This window comes from Paralcaligenes sp. KSB-10 (assembly GCF_021266465.1).
Lineage (GTDB): Bacteria > Pseudomonadota > Gammaproteobacteria > Burkholderiales > Burkholderiaceae_B.
On the sequence record NZ_CP089848.1, the window covers coordinates 1,329,888 to 1,349,879 of the forward strand.

Consider the following 19,992-nt stretch of genomic DNA (forward strand, 5'->3'; position numbering starts at 1 on the left):
CTCAATGGGAAGGAATATGTAGGCCATGTTCACCACAGACATGCCAAGCCGCCGACAAAAGGTACTGATCGTCGACGACCTTCCTATCAATGTCACCTTCGCCAGTGTTGCACTGGAGCCTCTGTGCAGCGCCCTCACCGCCTATAGCGGCGCCGAGGCCTTGCAGTTGGCGATGGAGCATCAGCCCGACCTGATTCTGCTCGATATCCGCATGCCGGGCATGGACGGCCTGGAAGTATGCCGGCGGCTCAAGGCGAATCGGTCGACCGCGTCGATTCCCGTCGTTTTCCTGACTTCGCTCACCGATGAAGAAAACGAAGAGCAAGGCTTGAGCCTGGGAGCAATCGACTACATCGCCAAGCCGTTCAGCATCCCTGTCCTGAGGGCCCGAATCCGCAACCACCTGGAGTTGAGCCGGCAACGTGTCTTGCTGGAACGCCTGTCGCACCGCGACGGCCTGACCGGAATCGCGAATCGCCGGGAATTCGACAAGACCCTTGAACGCGAATGGCAACGCATGGCCGAACTTGCCCAGCCTTTGGCTTTGCTCATGATAGATGTGGATACGTTCAAGCGCTACAACGATACCTGCGGCCATCAGGCCGGCGACGAATGCCTGAAACGAATCGCCCGGGCAATCGATGACGCCATGCTGCGGAAAACCGATCTGGCGGCGCGCTACGGCGGCGAGGAATTCGCCTGCGTGCTGCCCAATACCGATGAAGAAGGAGCCGCCCATGTCGCCGAATCGATCCGCGCCGCCATCGCATCGCTGGCCATTCCCTACCCCGCCTCGCCCGATGCATCATGCGTTACGGTAAGCATCGGCGTTGCCTCGACCATACCGGCCAACAGCCGCAGTTCCGCGGAATTGGTCAGTGTGGCCGACAAGCATTTGTACTCGGCAAAGCAAGCGGGCCGCAACCGCATACTGTGGGACTGAGTTCGGGCGGAAATCAGTCCATGCCGCTATAAAGCCTTGCAGACTTGCTGAAAAGCGTTCATTTGCTCGCGCACTATGCCGATGAATTCGTCTGCATGGCTCGATACGGGACGCTGGATGGGCAGCAACATGCCGAAATCGAATCTAATGGTCGGCCGGAATGCCTTCACGATAAATTTCTTGCCCTCGGGGCGCCCAACCGTAACGGGATCAACAATCGCCACACCCAGGCCCGCCGCGACCAGGGAACAGATCGAAGCCCCTGTTTGTATCTCGATCATCACCGATCGCTGAATCGAAAGCTGGCTGAATATTTGGTCTATCTTCATTCTCGGAACCGTGTTTGGAATGATCGATATGAATGGCTGACCTGCCAGGTCGCGGGCACGAACGACGGGAACGTCGGCCAAGGGATGGCCCAGCGGCAATATGCACACAGCGTTAAGGCTTGGAAGATTGCGCAGATGCGCCACGGGATAGTCGACGGGAAAGGTAATCAAGGCAACATCGAATTTCTGCTCTTCCAGCCACTTGGGCATGTCGCGCCTGACGACAATTTCCACCGACACCCGGATATCCGGACGCTTCTTTCGGAAGCGCGCCAGCGCCTCCGGCAATAGCCATTGCGCGAACGGCGTCGAAACTATGACGCGCAAATGTCCGCTCTCCAGCATCCGGATATTGCCCATCACATTGCCCAGATGATCCAGCCGGCTATAGACCTGCTCGACTTCCTCCAGGAAAGCCAAAGCTTCCGGCGTAGGATAAAGCCTTCCATTCTGCCGCAAAAAAAGCGGGAAAGCGGTCTGGGCTTCAAGATTTTGTATCAGCCTGCTGACAGCCGACTGTGAAATATTGAGCAATTCGGCGGCACCACTCGTGGAGCCGGAAATCATGACTGACCTGAACGCGCTGATCTGTTTCAGATTGACCTTGAGCCCCATTTTTCTCTCGCGCAAAATTTCATCATATTCCCGGGAATCCGGTATTGACCATGGCTGCAAACCTATGATGTAAATGCATACATGGATGCTAATTTTATATTTGACTGCATAGTTCATTCTACCCGACACTTGCTTGACGCCGGAGCACCCAATTTTTGTCGGAGTATCAATGAAATTCAGCGGACCACTTGACGAGCTTAAGCGTCGCACGGAAGAAGCTCTCGCCATGGGAGGGGAAGAAAAGCTCGCCGCGCGGCGCGAGTCCGGACAATTGAACGCACGCGAACGGCTGGATATCCTGCTCGATGCTGGCAGCTTTATCGAATCCGGCATGTTCGCGCGCGGCATTCGTCCCGAAACCCGCGGGAAAACACCCGCAGATGCAAAGGTCGCCGGCTACGGCACCATCAGCGGCCGCAACGTAGCCGTGGTGTCGAACGATTTTACGGTGTTGGGTGCCAGCAGCAGCGCCATCAACGGCAAGAAAATCCGTCACATTCGGGAAACAGCCACGTCAAGGGGCATGCCGCTTATTTTTCTGGGAGAGTCCGCCGGCTCCCGTATGCCAGACCGCATGGGAGGGGCCGGCAGAGCGATGCTGGGCCAGGACCCATTCGAATATCTGCGTAGTCGCAAGACGCCCTGGGTATCCGCACTATTGGGCAATTGCTACGGCTCGTCGACATGGTACAGCTGCATGGCGGATTTTGCCGTAATGCGCAAAGGTGCCACCATGGCGGTAGCCAGCAGCCGCGTAACCTCGATAGCGATCAATCAAAAGGTGGATCCCGAAGAACTTGGAGGCTGGCGCCTGCACAGCGAAACAACAGGGCTGGTCGATGTCGTCGTCGATACCGACCAGCAGGCGCTCGAAATCATCCGCAGGTTCCTGAGCTATCTGCCAAGCCACGCGGGTGAAACGCCTCCTCGATGCCCGGTGCCGGAAGGAAGCGACGAAACCGGCGAGGCGGTGCTGGAGGCGCTTCCCGAAAGCCGCACCGCGGTATATGACGTTCGCGCAATTATCCGTTCAATCACCGATCTCGATAGTTTTTTCGAGTTGAAAGCGCGGTTCGGAAAGTCGATCACCACCGGGCTGGCCAGGATAGACGGATACTCCGTGGGAGTAATCGCCAATAATCCGAAATTCAAAGGTGGCGCCATCGATATCGACGCCATGCGCAAAGCGACCAGCTTCATGGTGCTATGCGACTCTTACAATATACCCATCGTTTTTCTCGTGGATCAGCCAGGTTTCTTGATCGGGGTGGACAGTGAAAAGCGCTGGGCTCCGGGCCGCATCATGAACTGGATGAATGCCCTGAGTCTGGTCAGTGTGCCAAAGATTTCAGTGATCATGCGCAAAAGCTATGGCCAGGCTTATCTCAATATGGGCGGTGGCAAAAACTCCCATGAAGTCCTCGCCTGGCCCACAGCGGACCTGGGTTTTGTCGATCCGGCGCTGGGCGTGCATATGCTGCATAAACTCAAACGGGAAGACGACCCTGAGCGGTTCGATGCCTTGCTTGCCGATATCCGGCAGGATTCGTCGGCATGGTCGCTCGCGGCGCTCTACGAAACGCAGGCGATCATCGATCCCCGCCATACGCGAAAGACCTTGAAAGGCTTGCTGAAGGTTCACCTCGGGGAAGGCTTCGTAGGTCAACATGCTCTTGCCAATTGGCCGACCAGTTATTAGCGGTCAAGCATGAAAATCATCTGGAGAAACAAATCTTGAATGCGTCATCCAAGCCTCGATAGGGACTGAATTCCGTGGATCCACATACGGCAAATAGGGAAAGCATTGAACGGAATAACCTGCCGGCCTACTTCGACCGATGCAGGCGGCTGGGCCTGACGGCGTTGAATGAAAAAGCCGGGAAGACCCTGCTGGCCGCCTTTGGCCTGCGGGTTCCGCGCTCGCTGGCCGTGACGGATCCCGACGCTGCGGCACTGGCCTGCGCAAGCTTGTCATCTCCCTACGCCGTCAAGGTACTGTCGTCACAAGCCTTGCACAAAAGTGATCTTGGCGGTGTGCGGCTCGGTGTGCAAAATGCCGATGAAGTACGTGCCGCGGCATGTGGAATTCGCGATGGCTGGCCTGCCGAGCGGCAACAGCCAGAGGGATTTCTGGTTGAGGAAATGGCCTCCCCGGGTCATGAATTGGTGATTGGCGGCTACGTTGATCCCCAATTCGGACCCATGTTGATGGTGGGTCTCGGCGGTGTGTTCGTGGAGATCTTTTCCGATGTGGTGTTCCGCGTGTGCCCCGTCGACACGCGCGAGGCGTGGGCCATGTTGAAGGAGTTGCGCGCATTGCCAATTCTTCGAGGCGCGCGGGCAGGCATGGTGGCGAACGAAGAAGCCATCGTCGATGCCCTTGTCAAGGTAGGGGGCAGCACAGGCATCCTGATGACATTGGCCGATGAAATAGACGAACTGGATATCAATCCGCTGATCGTGGATACAAAGACCGCGGTGGCGGTGGATGTGCGTATCACTTTCGCGTCCGAACGCCGCCGGGCATGGCATGGCCCAAAAGCCCGGCCCGTGGATTTCGAGCCGCTATTCGCACCGCAAACCATCGCAGTGGCGGGTGTCTCGGCTTCGGGCCGGGGTGCCGGAAACCGTTTTATCCGTAATCTGGAAATCCTCGGTTTCGAAGGGGAAATATACCCTATGCATCCCAGCCTGGCCGAAATCGACGGCAGGCCCGTGTACCGGAACTTTTCCGACATGCCCCGGCAGGTCGATTATGCCTACATAGCCGTGCCTCGAGCAGCGGTGCCGGAGCTATTGGAAAACGCAAGGGGAAAGCTGAGATTTGCGCAAATCATGACCAGCGGATTCGGTGAGGGGGGGCGAGGCAGCGGCAGTAAACACGATTTGATGGAAGCCATAAAGATCGGAGGAATGCGCGTTCTTGGGCCCAATTGCCTGGGTATCTATACCCCCCGAGGGCGGGTAAGCTTTACGGAAACACACAAGATTCAGAATCCGGTCGGGCATGTCGGCGTCATTTCGCAAAGCGGCGGCTTTGGCATCGACATGCTGCGGTACGGACAATTGCGCGGCTTGCGCTTCAGCGGAGTCGTAACGATAGGCAATAGCATCGATCTGGGGCCGAACGACCTGCTGGAATATTTTCTTGCCGACGATGCAACGCACATCATCGGGCTATATCTTGAAGACATTCAGGACGGAAGACTTTTTTTTGAGCTTCTAAGCAAAGCCGGCGCCAAGAAACCTGTCGTGCTATTGAAAGGCGGCCGCACCAGCCAGGGACAGAAGGCGGCTGCTTCACATACGGGATCGCTGGCGGGAGACATTCAGGTGTGGCAGGCGGTAACCACGCAAACCGGCTGTGTGCCGGTCAATACCATGGAAGAGCTGGTCGACGCCTTATTGCTGTTCCAGACCATAAGGCCGAATTTCACGCGGCCGACATGCAATCTTGCCCTTATGGGCAACGGCGGCGGCGCCAGCGTCGTGGCAAGCGATGGCTTCGCCCAACTCGGCTTCTCATTGGCGGAATTCTCCGCCGAAACCAAAGAGCGGCTGCACGCCTTGAATCTGCCCGACGGTGCCAGCGACAACAATCCCATCGACGTGCCGGCCAATGTATTTGACCGAACCGAAGGCCGCGTCGCCAGCGAGATTCTCGATGCCTTGTGCAGCGATAGCCGCACCGATGCGGTCGTAGTGCATCTGAATCTGCCAGCCTTACTGAGCTATCGAGGCCGACGCACGATGGAACATATCATGGACGCCTGTATAGCCCACCGCCAATCGAAAGATGGAGGTACGGCATTGGCAGTCATATTACGCTCGGACGGCAGTCCCGAAACCGATGCGGCACGCCGCTTGCAGAGGGATCGCGCAGCGGCGGCGGGCGTACCTGTATTCGAAAATTTCGCCATGGCGGGTTGCGCATTGAGAGCGCTCGCCAACTATGAGAATTTTCATTTCAAAAAACCACAATTGGAGTATGAACCGAGGCAGTTGTAAGGAACCAGCCGCCGCAGCGCCGGCCCTCCACGCGGCTATAGCTCCGAGCAGGAAAATAAACATATACCCGCCGGTTAAAAAATGCACAAAGGAGACTTATGAACATCCACTTTTCCCGCCTTGCCGCGATAATCGCCATGACACTGGTCTGCGGCCTGAAGCCAGCCCTCGCCGAGAGCTATCCAACACGAACCATCCATATCATCATTCCTTATTCACCAGGCGGCAGCACGGATTTTGTTTCCCGCCTGTTCGCCAAGAACCTCTCGGAGCGGCTGGGCCAGGCGGTCATTGTGGAAAACCGGCCCGGCGCCTCGACAAATATCGGCAGCGATGCGGCTGCAAAAGCCGCGCCAGATGGTTATACGCTGCTCATCAGCGACGGCGCCCACATCTGGAACTCGGTTTTTGGCCCAAAGCCGCCATTCAATCCTTTGTCCGCCCTCCTCCCGGTAAGCCTGATTGCCCAGATGCCATTCGTGGTGGCCGCCAACCCGAAGATAAAATTCCCAACAATAAAAGAACTGATCGCCGCGGCCAAAGCCGCACCAGGGAAATTCACGATTTCCAGCGCATCGGTGCGCATTTTTGTAGAGTTGATGAACGCCAGGGCGGGCATGAAGCTGCTTCACATCCCCTATAAAGGAGGAGCGCTGGCGGCCAGCGATGCCATCGCGGGCCAGGTCGATATGGTATTTGCGGCGCTGCCCGCGCTATTGCCGTTCATCCAAAGCGGGAAACTGAAGCCGCTGGGCGTCACCTCCTTGAAGCGCAGCGCCGCCCTTCCTTCAGTGCCGACGCTGGCCGAGATCGGTGTGAATTACGACATCTCCATCCGCTACATCCTGTATGCACCGGCCGGCACGCCAGTATCAATACAGAACCGGCTTGCGCAAGCTACTCGGGAAATCATCCAGCAAAAGGATTTTTCGCAAAGACTGCTGGCCGTGGGCGGCGAAGTGGCTCCCAGCCGCCCCGACGAACTCAGTGCGCAAATTCGCCGCGACCTGACGATGTGGCAGCAAGTCGCCAAGCAACTGCCTGATCTTGTGGAAATCAAATCCAAATAATTCTGAAGTGAAATTTCCACAGGCCAAGACATGTTCAACAAAGTCATCATTGCAAATCGAGGCGCGGTTGCGGCACGCATCATTCGCGCGCTGCGCGCGCTAGGGGTCGAATCGGTCGCCGTATATTCAAAGGCCGATGCGGGCCTTCAATACCTGGCGGAGGCGGATGAAACATTCTATATAGGCGAATCCGAACCCAAGGCCAGCTATCTGAATCAGGATGCATTGCTGGATGTGCTGGGCAAGTCCGGTGCCGACGGCATCCATCCAGGCTACGGTTTCCTGTCGGAAAATGCCAAGTTCGCGCAGCGCGTCAATGCAACCGGAGCCCGCTTCATCGGCCCAAGCCCTCGGTGGATTGAAGCCATGGGGCACAAGACGCGAGCCCGCGACCTGATGATTCATCACGGCCTTTCAATGGCACCCAGCTCGGGCCTTCTGAATGGAGACGCCGCTTCCGCGCTTGCCGCGGCGGAGCTGCTGGGTTATCCCGTACTTGTGAAACCCGCGGCGGGAGGCGGCGGTATCGGGATGATAAGCGCGGGCAATCCCGCCGAGCTGGCCAAGGCCCTCGACCAGGCGCGTTCATTATCGCAAAGAAGTTTCGGCAGCGCAGAAATATATCTGGAAAACCTGCTGCTGAAACCGCGCCATATCGAATTCCAGATACTCGCCGACCAGTACGGCAATGTCAGGCACCTATTTGAAAGAGACTGCTCCATTCAGCGCCGCTATCAAAAAGTGATCGAGGAATCCCCAGCTCCTTTGCTTTCCCGCGCCTTGCTGGACAAGGCGGCGGACGACCTTGTGCAAGTATTGCGCAGGCTTCCCTATGACGTGATTGGCACCATTGAAACGCTGTACGAGAAAGGCACAGACTTCAGATTTCTGGAAATGAATACACGGCTTCAAGTGGAGCACGCCGTCACAGAGGAAATCACAGGCATCGACCTGGTCATTGCGCAAATCCGGCTCGCCGCCGGAGAAAAGCTCGAAGATGTCCTGCCCGAAGCCATTCCGAACGGCGGCCACGCAATCGAGGCCCGCATTTATGCGGAGGATCCCATACGTTTTTACCCTTCGCCCGGCACGCTCAAAACATTCAGGCTGCCGGCCGGAACAGGAATACGCACCGAAACCGGATACTCGGAACGGGACGAGATAACGCCCCACTACGATCCTTTGATCCTGAAACTTATTGCACACGGGAACAATCGCAACCAAGCCATCGACCGCCTGCTGGCCGCCCTCGATGCCACGGTCATCGAAGGCGTCAAGCACAACATTCCATTTGTGCGACGCATGCTCGAAAGCCCTCAGTTCCGCTCCGGGCAAGTGCATACTGGACTGGGTATGGAAGTGGCCGGGCCGGGACCCAGAAATTGAAAAATCTTCTGCCCAATCCCGCCGGGCAGTTGAAGCATTGCTATAGAGGAACAAAATGACGCGCAAGGAAATTTTGTCGGAAGTATCTGGAAAGGTATGGAAAATCGAGGTACAGGAAGGAGCCGCAATCGGCGAAGAAGAGCCTGTGATGATTATCGATTCAATGAAAATGGAAATTCCAATACTGACCACTGAATCGGGTCGCATCGCCCAGCTATTGGTCAAAGAAGACGATCCCGTGACGGAAGGGCAAGTGGTCGCCATAATAGATACAGATTCCGCCTGACTCGTCTTGCGCTATATTTCCACTATTGCATAGGACAGGAAATCATAGTGTTACGTGAAATACTCAAGATGGGCGATCCCCGGCTGCTGCGCATTGCCCAGCCGGTGGTCGATTTCAACAGCGCCGGGCTGGACGCATTGATCGCCGATATGTTCGACACCATGCGCGATGCGGGCGGCGTAGGCCTGGCAGCGCCGCAAATAGGAGTCGATCTGCAACTGGTCATTTTTGGCTTCGATGCCAGCGACCGCTATCCGGACGCGCCTCCCGTGCCGCAAACCATCCTCTGCAATCCCGTCATTACTCCGCTGTCGGATGAACAGGAAGACGGCTGGGAGGGTTGCCTGTCGGTGCCGGGCCTGCGCGCTGCGGTGCCCCGCTACCGGCATATCCGCTACTCGGGTTTCGACCCGCAAGGCAAGCCGCTGGAACGCACGGCGGAAGGTTTCCACGCACGCGTCGTCCAGCATGAATGCGATCATCTGATCGGACGCCTGTACCCATCGCGAATCAAGGATTTTTCGCAGTTCGGCTATACCGAGATACTGTTTCCGGATCTCGATCCCGCCGCCGACGACTGAACTCAAGGGCAGAAGGAAATATGCTAGTCTTGGCGCCATGTTTTGCCCGTGACCGGGCGTTTGCGGGGAGAAGTATGTGAGCGCTGTAATGAGCGTCATAGTGATCATGATCGGCTGGGTAATAGCGCGTGCGGCAGCCAGAGCGTACGCCATTCCCGAAGATCAGCGGCCGGCTATGCTCCAGGGTTCGCAAGGCGCGTTCCTGCTGCTGGTCGGCATGCTCGGGGGCGTAACCCTGGTGCTTTGGGGTGTAGCCAGTTTCTTCTGACGGCCAGGCGTTAGAGGATTTTTGATTCAAGTGTTTTACAGCACTGGACGTGTTTCTGCGATTTTTGTTTTGAGCCGTTTTTAGGCTTGGGTAGTGACTTTGGGTTGTGTGTTGCTGTGTTTGCTGTGTTTGCTGTGTAGGCGGCGGTTGATTCTATAAAGACGCCGCAGGGTGGGCGGTGCTGTGTAGTCCGGCACGTCCAGCGGTCGGCTAGCTGCGCTAGCCGACTACCCGGGTCTGCCTCGTCCAGGCGGGCGTCGGGCCAACTCGCAGTGCCTCGCACGCGAGGCACTGCTCAGACAGGGCCCGCCGAAAGCCCCCGCCTTCCCTTCGTCAGCACCCGGCGCTGGACTACCGCCGGACTACACAGCACCGCCCACCCTGCGGCTTGCGTTGAGGCAATGCATAGAGAGAAGCATTGGGGTCATGCACTGAGAGAAACGTTGAGGTCATGCATCGAGGTATACGCTGGGGCCAGCACGTTCATTCCAGGCATGCCATTACGCGAGCCGTCTATCGGGGCTTGGGGTCAGGACCGGCGTAAGGCGTGCGCCGGATTTAGCTCGGCAAGGCGGGGGTAGTCGGCGGGCGCTGTCTGAACGGAGCCTCGCGCAGTGTGCGAGGCGCAGTGAGTTCGCCCGACGCCCGCCTTGACGAGCTAAATCCGGATGAAGCACGCCGTGCCGGCCCTGACCCCAAGCCCCGATAGACGGCGTCTTTATATACCAAACCGACCAAAACATCGAATGCCATAAACACTCAAACCAAAAATACACTAACGCCCACGTTGCCGAGCCAGAATCTCGGCGAATATCTCTTGATATTGCGCCTGGACAAACGCTTTCCCGTAGCGCTGCTCAAGTCGCCGGACAATGAAATGGCCTCGGGCCATATCCTGGAAGTGGTCGATGAAAATATAATTTACGCCACCTCCCATCAAAGCCCCCAGCACAGGAATGGCCTGCGCCAATACCTTGTCCGCCACTTGCCCGGAAAAACGGCTGGCGACTTTTTCAATGAATTGACCTACCAGCGGCGCCGCGGCGGCCTTGCCCGCGAGTTCGCCGGCTTTAGCCGCGGCCACATAATCGGCGGCCGCCGCCAGGGCCTGGCTCAAGCCGGTCCTGACCATAAAATAGGCGGATTCGGCCGCGTCATCGTCTTTGGACCTGCCGCCCAGCGCGAAAACCTCGATACAAGCCAGCCGGCTTTCAGGGCGGGATAGATCCTCCCCTTCGCTGCGGGCAATATCGGCAATCGAACGCAACATAACGGTCGTCGAAAGAGGCAGTTCCACAGCCAGGCCCGCCAGGCCCAGCACGCCCCCCGCCGCACCAGCCAGCGTCGCCGCTATTTTGTGCGACGAGTCCCACGATGCCTTTTGTATTTTCCGCGCATCCATCGTGAAAATGGCGGCGTCCGTAACCCTGAGCAGGGATTTTTTTGTATATTCGCCTATTTTTCGTTGCCAATTGCGGGGCAGCCTGTCGACCCCCAGGGCCAGCGGCTTGCCGACATAATTGGCAATCTTTATCCCCAGGCCAGGCTCTTCCAGCAGGCGCACCGCCTTGCGCAAGTCATCCGTTTCCTGAGCCGTGAGTGTATCCATCGAGACGATTCCTGTACGCGTGCAGATCTTTCGTGTCTGGCAGACATGCCATCGACACCGGGCTTGTTCGCCCCTGCTCTGCCGGTAATAGTATCAAGAGACGCGCTCGACCGGATACCCGCGTCATTCTGTCCGTTTTATGAACGGCCCTGGTTGTTTTCCATGCCGGCCACCGTCCGTTCCAGGCTTGCGATTTTGTATTTTCGCACGGCCTCATTCACAAGAACCCACCCACAACCGAGCATTCCGCCCAACAAGATGCCCAATGCGATGATCAAAGACCTTTTTGGCGCATCGCGTGATGCAGGCAAGGTCGGGGAAAGCTGGAAACTGTAACTGTTGGATGTCGCAATACTGTATTTCAGCAAAGGCTCCAGCAAGCTCAGTTCGCGCTTGATCTCGTAATAACGGGCCGGAAAAATCAAAGGGTATGTTTTGGCTGTGTCAAGCTCGGCGGACAGGTATTTCTCGCCCAGCATGAACAGATGATTGGCGTCCCTCAATTCAATCACCGTGTTGCCGGCATTATTTCGCCCTACTGCGTAATCCCTCAAGCCTGCCTTGCCCGCGGTGGCCAGTGCCGTCTGTAACGTGGCGATTTGATTCTCGCGAGCGCTTTTGAGCTTGAATTCAATACTCTCCAGCTCGGCTTGCCGGAACTGGACGCTCGCATTGAGGGAATCTTCAAACTCGCCATCGATCAAATCAAAAGCTTTTTTATTGACCATCGCGATATACGCGCCCAGAACCTCTTGCGCCGCCCTGGCGGTGAGCGCTGTGAAGGAAACGGTGTAATACGGAGCGATCTGATCCTTGCCGGGAGATTTTACCAATAGGCTATGGTCGGCCAGGCGAGTCAATATCCGCCTGGCATTCTCGGGATCGGCATTGGCACTCAAATTTTTATAGTATTGCGCGGTGGCCAGGAACTCCAGCTTGGTGCGCTGCGCGGAACTCAAATCAACAAAACTGGCAAACAGGTTCTTGATAAGAAGATCGGTATCCACCGTCTTGGTGCCATCCGCGCGGGCCAGCGCCCGCCGCTGCTCCAGATAGGCTTTTATCTGCTCGACCCTGGGAGGACTGACATAGGCCACGGACGTCCACCGCTGCGCGGCGGTGAATGCATAGAACGTCGCCACGGCGGTTACCAACATGGTAAACGCCAGAATCACCCATTTTTTTTCCCATAATATGCGGCACAACTCGAACAAATCTATTTCATCGCTATCTGGCGATGCGGGGTGTTGCACAGGCATATTTACATTTTGATTCAGAAGATAACGGTTGCCAATATAAACCATTTGGTTTTATTAAACAACCGAATGGTTCTCAATTGCGGATTCTCTTGGGCCACACTTTCGGCATGCCATCTCATGATGAAAAAATTGCCTTCGCGGAACGGCTCAAACAAGCCTTGAAACGCAGCCGGAAGAAAGTCGAAACGGCGGCGGATCTCGCCTTGCAATTCAATCTTCGGCATTCCAACGAACCTGTCACGCCGCAGGCGGCTCAAAAGTGGCTGTCGGGCAAGTCCCGCCCCATGCCGGACAAGATTGAAACGCTCGCTGACTGGCTGGGCGTGTCCGCTCAGTGGCTGCGCTACGGCGTCGGTGAAAAGATACGTGCGCAGCCAACTCGGCTGGTGTCCAAGGAGCCCGCAGCGAGCAGCGTCGGATACAGCGACGAGGAGCGCGAGCTGATTGAAAAAATGCGCTTGTTGACGGAACATCGCCGTTACCTGATTATCCAGATCATCAGGGAGCTAGCCCTGGAGCAGGAAATGTGGCTTAGCTGAAGCTTGGCCACAGTACGCGGCCGGAACAAGATTTCAATCCACCGACGGCTTGTGGTGATTTTTCTTTTTCAGCATGCTGATTCAGGGAGTCGCTTCAGCTCAAAATACTTCAGGAAACTGTTCCGAAACCTTCACGAATAGACTTGACGACGGCGCGGATGGCGGCCGAGCCTTTCATGTCGGCGTGGAATACCAGCCACGCATCCCGCATCACCGGCGGCTGGCCGGGTACCGCGGGAACGAGTGCCGAATCATCCCCTGCCATGAAATCCGGCAGCATTCCCACGCCTCCCCCCTCCCGCACCAGGGCACGCTGGATCTCCAGCGTACTCGCCCGAAAACGGATGGGTCGGCCCGCCACCTGCCGGATAAGGGCGGCTTGCTGCGCAGCAAGATCCAGGCCCTCATCATAAGCAACAAAGGCCCAATCCTGCGGCTGCGTCTGGCCCAAGTAAGCAGGATTGCCATACAGGCGAAAGGCAAGTTCCGCGAGCTTCACGATGATGAGCTCGCCTTCGGCGGGCCGACTGAGCCGGATGGCTATATCGGCTTCCCGGCGGTCCAGCGAAGCCTGGCGGGTTTCGCCTAACAGACGAATCGTAAGCGCGGGATGTTGCGTGCGCAGGGCCACCAGCGGGCGTGCCAACATTGCCGCGGCCAAGGTCGGCGGCGCGCTGATAGTGACATTGCCCGCCAGAGCGGAGCGGGCGCTTCCGGCTGCCCGGTCGATCGCCCGGGCGCCCGTCTCCATGCGCTCGACCAGGGCTGCGACGCGCTCGCCATCCACCGTAAGCGACAGCCTGCGGCCGCGCCGATCCACAAGTTTGAGGCTCAACTCGGTTTCAAGCGCGGCAATGCGGCGCGCTATGGTCGCGTGCTCGACGTGAAGCTCCCGAGCCGCCCCGGACAAGGTGCCCGCTTGCGCCAGCGCGGCGAAATGACGGAGGTTTTCCCAATCCATTATTGTTAAATTTTTCACATAATATGACAAATATTAGGGAATTTTCAAACAAACTGCAATCAATGAAAATACCTCCAACTTAATGGAGGAAGCAATGGATCAAATGATCAGAATGAGAGGCACGGGCGGCGTGGATCAACTGGAAGTCGTCTCGTGCGAGCCACAGGCACCCGGGCCAGGCGAAGTGCGCATTCGGCACCAGGCAATTGGCGTCAACTTCATCGACATCTACCACCGCATCGGCCTGTATCCGCTTGCGCCGCTGCCGGCGGTCCTCGGTGTCGAGGGCGCCGGAGTGGTCGAAGCCGTGGGAGACGACGTCGCGGATCTCGCTGTTGGGGATCGCATCGTCTACGCAGGCGCCCCGGTCGGAGCCTATGCAACGACACGGCTATTGCCACGGGTGCGGGCAATCCTGGTGCCCGACCACATCAGCCCGCGCATTGCGGCGGCTTCGATGCTAAAAGGGCTAACGGCGCATATGCTGTTCACGCGCACGTATCCGGTCAATGCCGAAAGCACAGTTCTTATTCATGCCGCGGCAGGCGGCCTGGGCGCCATGCTGGTGCGCTGGTCCAAGCATCTTGGCGCAAGGGTAATCGGCACCGCCGGATCGGCCAGGAAGGCGCAGACCGCCAAAATGCACGGCGCCGATCATGTCATCGTTGGGCGCAACGCCGATATCGTCTCTGGGATCGCAGCCTTGACGGATGGCCGCGGCGTCGACTTCGCCATCGACGGCATAGGCGGCGACATGCTCCTGAAGACGCTTGCCTGTGTTCGCCCCTTCGGTACAGTCGCCAGCATGGGCCAGGCGGCCGGCCCGATACCGCCGATCAGCGTCGACCAATTGGGCCCGCGCCGCTCGTTGTCCCTCGCCCGCCCCAGCATCATGGCCTATTCGGCTGACCCGAATACTTATTTGGCCGCATCCGAGGAACTCATCGCCGTAATGCAAGCAGGTGTCGTGGCCGAGATCGGCAACGAATATACCCTGGCCGAAGCCGGCAGGGCACAAACCGACCTCGAAGGAGGCCGCACCACCGGCAGCGTGCTGCTGATCCCCTGAGGGCGGGCAGGCCGCAAAACAAAACGCCAATCTGTGAAGATTGGCGCAAGTGCTTGATTCTATTGGTGCCGATGAAAGGAGTCGAACCCTCGACCTTCTCATTACGAATGAGCTGCTCTACCAACTGAGCTACATCGGCGTGGCGGATGACCGTTCCGACCAAGCCCGCCATTATACACATTTGTCGAAATTACATGACCGCGGCCATGGCTCTTTGCACAAATTCCTGCACCGACATTTTCTTGCCATTGGCATCGATACTGTTGTTTTCGTACCGAATCGCCGACACGGCCTTGTCGCTGTCGAGCTTGACCAGGCCGGTGGTCTGCAGCTTGCCCAGATACTGATCGAAAAGCATGGCGCCCAGCATATCGGCCTGCCCGCCGGCCGGCCCGCCGCCCTGCAACTGGCTCATTGTCTTGATGAACATGGGTTTGGATATCGAGATATCCAGCGTCACCAGTTTCAGGATTTGCGGCAACAGCGTATCGGCGCCCGCGTTGAGAGCCGCCTCTTTGTCGGCGGGGCTGACCAGATTCACATTCAGCGCAATTGTGCTTTGACCTTTGTCGTTTTTCCAGACCAGAGGGTCGATCGACACAGAAGGATTGCTGGCCAGCACGTCCAGGAACTTCTGGCGCAGCAGGGCCGACTCAGCATCGGTCAGTGTCAAGTCTTCATCGGTAGCATTGCCGTGCTTGGCTTTAATGGCATCGTACTGATTGGCCAGCGCGCTCAGCGTGGCCACATCGAAATGGCTGGCCTTGGCTCCGGCCGAAATGCTGCCCAGATCGGCCTTGCCGGCAACGATGCGCCCGAAATCGTATCGCAAGGCGCCGTCGAGCAATTGGTTTTTCTGCTGGCTTTCCAGGTTGACCGTCAACTTTTCAACCTGCAGCGGCTCATTCACATCGGATGAAAAAACCATATTGTCGGCACTCGCGGAACTCTGCACCTGGGTATCGTTTTCACCAGCCGTGATCGTTTTGCTTTTCAGCTCGATATTCTTGAACTGCAGATTCTCATGATCGTCGGCCTGCGCCAGGCCAAACGAATCGAATTGCCCGGTAATCGTGCTGTTGTCGAAATTCCGGGAAAACACCATATCGATTTTGCCGCCGCTGAACTTGACGCTGTCGCCGCCATTGGCGTAATCCAAAGGCTGCAGCGTCCACTGCGAATGACCTGCCCCTGAAAAATCGACTTTGGTCACGGCCGCAACCGGGGTTTGCCCCTTCAGGCTATCAAACCATTTTTGCGAGGCTGCCGTGGGCGCCAATCGGGCGCGGCTGAACGCCAGCATGGGAGAAAAATCGCCCGAACGGAGCGCATCGAACGGAAAGGGGCCATGCTGCAAATGATCGGCCAGCTTGAAATCGATCGGCTTGCCGTCAGCGCCCTTCATTTCAAGCACATACGTCACATCGGATGAAAATACATGGCGGCTGTAATCGCCGATGGAAACCTTAAGGCCGCTACCGCCCAGATCCGGCCCCAACATTTTGGCCAGGCGCACATTGGCCTGCTGGACGGACTGCTCTATTACGGCTTGGGCGCGCTTGCCCACATACCAGGAGGCGCCCAGGTAGGCGACTCCCAGAACAAGCACTACACCCAGTACCTTCGCGCTTTTTTTCATTGATAGCCTGCCGATTTATGATGGTTCGACGCATGGCGCAAAAGCCATGCAATCCACAATCATAACCAATAGAAAGCAAAAATCGCTATACACTCAAACAGACCTGTCGGCACCGAGCCAGAATTACATGTTTTTGCGAACAGGCGCTTCAGGGCCAGGGCCGTTGCCGTCCATCCCAATAACATTTGTTGCGAGCAGCCACACCCATGAGCACTCCCATCGATTTTTATTTTGATTTTTCATCGCCGTACGGCTATTTTGCCAGTACCCGCATCGACCAATTGGCGGCGGAATTTGGCCGTACCGTGAACTGGCACCCCATTCTGCTTGGCCCGATGTTCAAGATAATGGGCGTTCCGCCCTTGATCGAAGTGCCTATCAAAGGGGATTACTCGCGGCACGATTTCGACCGCACCGCCGCCCTTTTCGACATTCCGTACAACCATCCGGCCCGATTTCCGATTTCCACTCTGCTGGCCGCCCGCGCCATGCTCTGGATCCAACAAAACCTGGGCGCCGCCCAAAGCAGGCAGTTCGCACACGCGGCATACCGCGCCTACTTCGCGCAGCAGCAAGACATCGACAAGCTGGATACAGTGCTGCAACTGGCCGAGAAAGCGCAGGTAGAACCGGCTCGGCTAGCCGAGGGAATCCAGCAGGACGACATCAAAGCCTCACTCAAAACCAGTATCGATGCGGCCATCGCGCGCGGCGTATTCGGCTCTCCGTTCGTCTTCGTGGACAACGAACCGTTCTGGGGCTACGACCGCTTCGATTACATCCGCAAATGGCTGCGGCGCCCAGCAAGGGTACGGGCGGATTGACCTGACAGGCGGCCACAAGGGACCTGTACGAGCCCCTATTGCCGCATTGTCCTGAAGCACCGTGCGCTTACAAAAAACGCTGGCATAGGGGATATGCAAAAAACGCAGCCCCATAAGCGTGCAAAAAACGCAAGCCTGTGATCATCCGAAAAACGCAGGCCTGGATCGTACAAAAAACTCCAATGCGAGCGGGGGTGGCGGCCCAGGCGGGGTGGGCGAGCTTGAGTCCGCCGCGGCCGCAGCCTGGATCGGGAGGCAAGGGAGCGGTTGTTTGAGCGTCAAGGGTGTCCACAGCCCGGGGGGCTGTGGACGACGCGAGTTCCGCGACCGCCCGATCCAGGCTGCGGCCGCGGGCAGTCCTGGCGAAAGCCAGGACCGGACGATGCGAGCTCCACCCCGCCTGGGCCGCCACCCCCGCGTCTAAAGAACACAGAGGGCGACTGGCCGCAGAAGCCACCTACGCCAGCGATCACTCGGCATCCGGCTGATTGGCGGGTGCGGCCTGTTGAAACGCCGGAAGTTCGGCACAAGCGGCGTCGATCCGCACAATAGTCGGCATGGCGCCCAGATCGCACTCGAAACGGCGCGCATTAGCCACTTGCGGCACCAGGCACAAATCGGCGAAACCAGGCCGATCGCCGTGGCAATAACGGCCGGTCTGCGGCTTGCCGGCCAGCAGTTTTTCAATCGCCGTCAAACCCTCGACCACCCAATGCCTGTACCACGCATTCTTGGCTTCTTCAGAAACATTCATCTCGTGCTTCAGATACCTGAGCACGCGCAGATTATCCAGCGGGTGTATATCGCAGGCGATAATCTGGGCAATCGCGCGCACCCGCGCGCGGCCCGGCGCATCGGCCGGCAGCAGCGCCGGCTCGGGATGAGTTTCTTCAAGATACTCGAGTATGGCCATGGACTGGCCCACCGTCAGATCGCCATCGACCAGCGTAGGCACCAGCGCCGTCGGATTCAAGGCGCGATACGCGTCCGACAACTGCTCCCCCCCGTGCCTGAGCAAATGCACCGGCATCGTTTCATACCTCAGGCCTTTCAGATTCAGGGCTATACGCACGCGATACGCGGCGGAACTGCGAAAGTAGCTGTATAGCTTCATGACATCGTCCTAACGTTTGCGCGACAATTCTTTAGGCAGAGGAAAAGCCACGTTTTCCTGGGCTCCAGGCAAGGTGCGCACCGAAACCGCTCCCAGCTCCTTAAGACGGCCTATCACCTGCTGCACCAGCACCTCGGGCGCCGACGCACCTGCCGTTACGCCAACCCGCCGGGCCTGGTTCAGCCAGGCCGGATCGATCATCCCTGGGTCGTCGATAAGGTGCGCGACCGCTCCTTTGCGTTCGGCCACCTCGCGCAAACGATTGGAGTTCGAGCTATTGGGGCTGCCGACGACCAAGACCAGGTCGCACCCCGGCGCCATGATCTTGACCGCGTCCTGGCGATTCTGCGTGGCGTAGCAGATATCGCTTTTCTTGGGCTCGGTAATAGTCGGGAAACGCGTGCGCAAAGCGTGCGCCACCGCGGCGGCATCGTCGACCGACAAAGTGGTTTGCGTGACGAACGCCAGATTGTCGGGATCGCGCACCTGCAACTGGGCCACATCCTGGGCAGTTTCGACCAAATACATGCCGCCGTCCGCCTGCCCCAGAGTTCCTTCGACCTCGGGATGGCCGCGATGGCCGATCATGATGATTTCACGCCCGGCTGCGCGCATTTTGGCAACCTCGACATGCACCTTGGTAACCAGCGGGCACGTGGCATCGAAGACCTGCAAACCCATGAGCTCGGCCTCGGCACGCACGGTCTTGGCCACCCCATGCGCTGAAAACACGACAATGGCGCCTTTGGGGGCCTCGTGAAGCTCGTCGATGAAAATGGCGCCTTTGGCTTTTAGATCCTGCACCACATAACGATTGTGAACAATCTCGTGACGCACATAGATAGGGGCGCCATGAAGCTCAAGCGCCCGCTCGACGATATCGATGGCGCGATCCACGCCGGCGCAAAAACCCCGGGGCTGGGCCAGAACGACTTCGACATCGGACTGCGTCTCGTTGCGTGTCGCAGACATTACAATACTCCCAACAAAGACACATCGATGCGCAGATCGACGCCCGCCAGCGGATGATTAAAATCGAAAAGCGCCCAGGTATCGCCCTGCTCTTTGAATACCCCCGAATAGCGACCGCCGTTGGGCGCCGAAAACTCGACCATATCGCCAGGCTGGAACCGGGATCCGGGCTCGGTGTGCTCGGCCAGCATGGCCAGCGTTACACGCTGCAGGAGATCGGGATTGCGCTCGCCATAAGCCTGGGCCGCCGGCAGCTCGACGCTGAAACGCGTGCCGTCTTCATGGCCCAGCAAGGCCTCTTCCATGCCGGGCGCCCACTGTCCGTTGCCCATCTGCAGCGTGGCGGGGCGGCCATCGAAGGTGTCGGCAAACACCGATCCCGCCCCGGGGCCGGACGCCAGTACGATACGATAATGCAGGGTCAAGTAGGAGTCGGGGCGGACAAAAGCGTTCACTGAATCGGAAATGGAAGTCAAAATCTGTCACCGTGGAGGTCATTGCTATTGATCTATTTTAGAGC

19 protein-coding genes and 1 tRNA gene are annotated in these 19,992 nt (G+C 57.9%); 11 read left to right on the forward strand and 9 right to left on the reverse strand.

Going from position 1 to position 19,992, the window contains the following annotated elements:
• Positions 1–25 precede the first annotated feature (25 nt).
• Entirely contained in the window at positions 26–943 is a 918-nt protein-coding gene (locus LSG25_RS06050; RefSeq protein WP_232743797.1) for a diguanylate cyclase, read from the forward strand.
• 26 nt (positions 944–969) lie between these two features.
• Here LSG25_RS06050 and LSG25_RS06055 read toward each other — a convergent pair whose 3' ends face one another.
• Positions 970–1,902: a LysR substrate-binding domain-containing protein gene (locus LSG25_RS06055; protein ID WP_232743798.1), complete on the reverse strand. Its 933-nt coding sequence runs from the start codon at positions 1,900–1,902 to the stop codon at positions 970–972.
• Positions 1,903–2,056: 154 nt separating this feature from the next.
• On the opposite strand from LSG25_RS06055, the gene LSG25_RS06060 reads away from it, so the two are divergent.
• From LSG25_RS06060 to LSG25_RS06090, 7 genes are all read left to right on the forward strand, one after another.
• Entirely contained in the window at positions 2,057–3,586 is a 1,530-nt protein-coding gene (locus LSG25_RS06060; RefSeq protein ID WP_232743799.1) for an acyl-CoA carboxylase subunit beta, read from the forward strand.
• A gap of 74 nt (positions 3,587–3,660) precedes the next feature.
• The gene (locus tag LSG25_RS06065; RefSeq protein ID WP_232743800.1) at positions 3,661–5,895 is read left to right on the forward strand and encodes an acetate--CoA ligase family protein; all 2,235 of its coding nucleotides are present in this window, start codon (positions 3,661–3,663) and stop codon (positions 5,893–5,895) included.
• A gap of 98 nt (positions 5,896–5,993) precedes the next feature.
• A complete protein-coding gene (locus LSG25_RS06070; protein WP_232743801.1) occupies positions 5,994–6,965 on the forward strand; it encodes a tripartite tricarboxylate transporter substrate binding protein in 972 nt (323 codons plus the stop codon).
• Between the two features lie 30 nt (positions 6,966–6,995).
• Positions 6,996–8,351, forward strand: a complete 1,356-nt coding sequence (locus LSG25_RS06075; RefSeq protein ID WP_232743802.1) for an acetyl/propionyl/methylcrotonyl-CoA carboxylase subunit alpha — start codon at positions 6,996–6,998, stop codon at positions 8,349–8,351.
• A gap of 55 nt (positions 8,352–8,406) precedes the next feature.
• Positions 8,407–8,637 carry an acetyl-CoA carboxylase biotin carboxyl carrier protein subunit gene (locus tag LSG25_RS06080; protein ID WP_232743803.1) on the forward strand — a complete coding sequence of 77 codons (231 nt, stop codon included), beginning with the start codon at positions 8,407–8,409 and terminating at the stop codon, positions 8,635–8,637.
• 47 nt (positions 8,638–8,684) lie between these two features.
• Positions 8,685–9,218 carry a peptide deformylase gene (gene def, locus LSG25_RS06085; RefSeq protein WP_232743804.1) on the forward strand — a complete coding sequence of 178 codons (534 nt, stop codon included), beginning with the start codon at positions 8,685–8,687 and terminating at the stop codon, positions 9,216–9,218.
• A gap of 76 nt (positions 9,219–9,294) precedes the next feature.
• Positions 9,295–9,486, forward strand: coding sequence for a hypothetical protein (locus LSG25_RS06090; RefSeq protein ID WP_232743805.1), 192 nt, complete (start codon positions 9,295–9,297; stop codon positions 9,484–9,486).
• Between the two features lie 775 nt (positions 9,487–10,261).
• On the opposite strand, the gene LSG25_RS06095 is transcribed toward LSG25_RS06090, so the two are convergent.
• Positions 10,262–11,095, reverse strand: coding sequence for an EcsC family protein (locus LSG25_RS06095; RefSeq protein WP_232743806.1), 834 nt, complete (start codon positions 11,093–11,095; stop codon positions 10,262–10,264).
• A 137-nt stretch (positions 11,096–11,232) separates the two neighbouring features.
• Positions 11,233–12,399 (reverse strand): LPS O-antigen chain length determinant protein WzzB, encoded by a 1,167-nt coding sequence (locus LSG25_RS06100; protein ID WP_370635960.1) that lies wholly within the window; start codon positions 12,397–12,399, stop codon positions 11,233–11,235.
• Here LSG25_RS06100 and LSG25_RS06105 point away from each other — a divergent pair.
• Positions 12,333–12,893, forward strand: coding sequence for a transcriptional regulator (locus LSG25_RS06105; RefSeq protein ID WP_232743808.1), 561 nt, complete (start codon positions 12,333–12,335; stop codon positions 12,891–12,893). The two genes, LSG25_RS06100 and LSG25_RS06105, sit on opposite strands and share 67 nt — an antisense overlap.
• A 109-nt stretch (positions 12,894–13,002) precedes the next feature.
• Here the strand turns inward: LSG25_RS06105 and LSG25_RS06110 are convergent, their stop codons facing one another.
• The gene (locus LSG25_RS06110; RefSeq protein ID WP_232743809.1) at positions 13,003–13,854 is read right to left on the reverse strand and encodes a LysR family transcriptional regulator; all 852 of its coding nucleotides are present in this window, start codon (positions 13,852–13,854) and stop codon (positions 13,003–13,005) included.
• Between the two features lie 94 nt (positions 13,855–13,948).
• On the opposite strand from LSG25_RS06110, the gene LSG25_RS06115 reads away from it, so the two are divergent.
• Complete coding sequence (locus LSG25_RS06115) at positions 13,949–14,923, forward strand: quinone oxidoreductase (protein WP_232743810.1); 975 nt, start codon at positions 13,949–13,951, stop codon at positions 14,921–14,923.
• Between the two features lie 63 nt (positions 14,924–14,986).
• Here LSG25_RS06115 and LSG25_RS06120 read toward each other — a convergent pair.
• Positions 14,987–15,062, reverse strand: a tRNA-Thr gene (locus tag LSG25_RS06120).
• 51 nt (positions 15,063–15,113) lie between these two features.
• A complete protein-coding gene (locus LSG25_RS06125; protein WP_232743811.1) occupies positions 15,114–16,562 on the reverse strand; it encodes a YdgA family protein in 1,449 nt (482 codons plus the stop codon).
• A gap of 206 nt (positions 16,563–16,768) precedes the next feature.
• Between LSG25_RS06125 and LSG25_RS06130 the strand changes: the two genes are divergently transcribed.
• Positions 16,769–17,386: a 2-hydroxychromene-2-carboxylate isomerase gene (locus LSG25_RS06130; RefSeq protein ID WP_232743812.1), complete on the forward strand. Its 618-nt coding sequence runs from the start codon at positions 16,769–16,771 to the stop codon at positions 17,384–17,386.
• A 469-nt stretch (positions 17,387–17,855) separates the two neighbouring features.
• Here the strand turns inward: LSG25_RS06130 and maiA are convergent, their stop codons facing one another.
• The 3 genes from maiA to LSG25_RS06145 are packed head-to-tail and all read right to left on the reverse strand — an operon-like array spanning position 17,856 to position 19,948.
• A complete protein-coding gene (gene maiA / locus LSG25_RS06135; RefSeq protein ID WP_232743813.1) occupies positions 17,856–18,500 on the reverse strand; it encodes a maleylacetoacetate isomerase in 645 nt (214 codons plus the stop codon).
• Positions 18,501–18,509: 9 nt separating this feature from the next.
• The gene (gene ispH, locus LSG25_RS06140) at positions 18,510–19,472 is read right to left on the reverse strand and encodes a 4-hydroxy-3-methylbut-2-enyl diphosphate reductase (RefSeq protein ID WP_232743814.1); all 963 of its coding nucleotides are present in this window, start codon (positions 19,470–19,472) and stop codon (positions 18,510–18,512) included.
• Positions 19,472–19,948, reverse strand: a complete 477-nt coding sequence (locus LSG25_RS06145) for a peptidylprolyl isomerase (RefSeq protein ID WP_232743815.1) — start codon at positions 19,946–19,948, stop codon at positions 19,472–19,474. The genes ispH and LSG25_RS06145 overlap by 1 nt, the downstream gene beginning before the upstream one ends.
• Positions 19,949–19,992 lie beyond the last annotated feature (44 nt).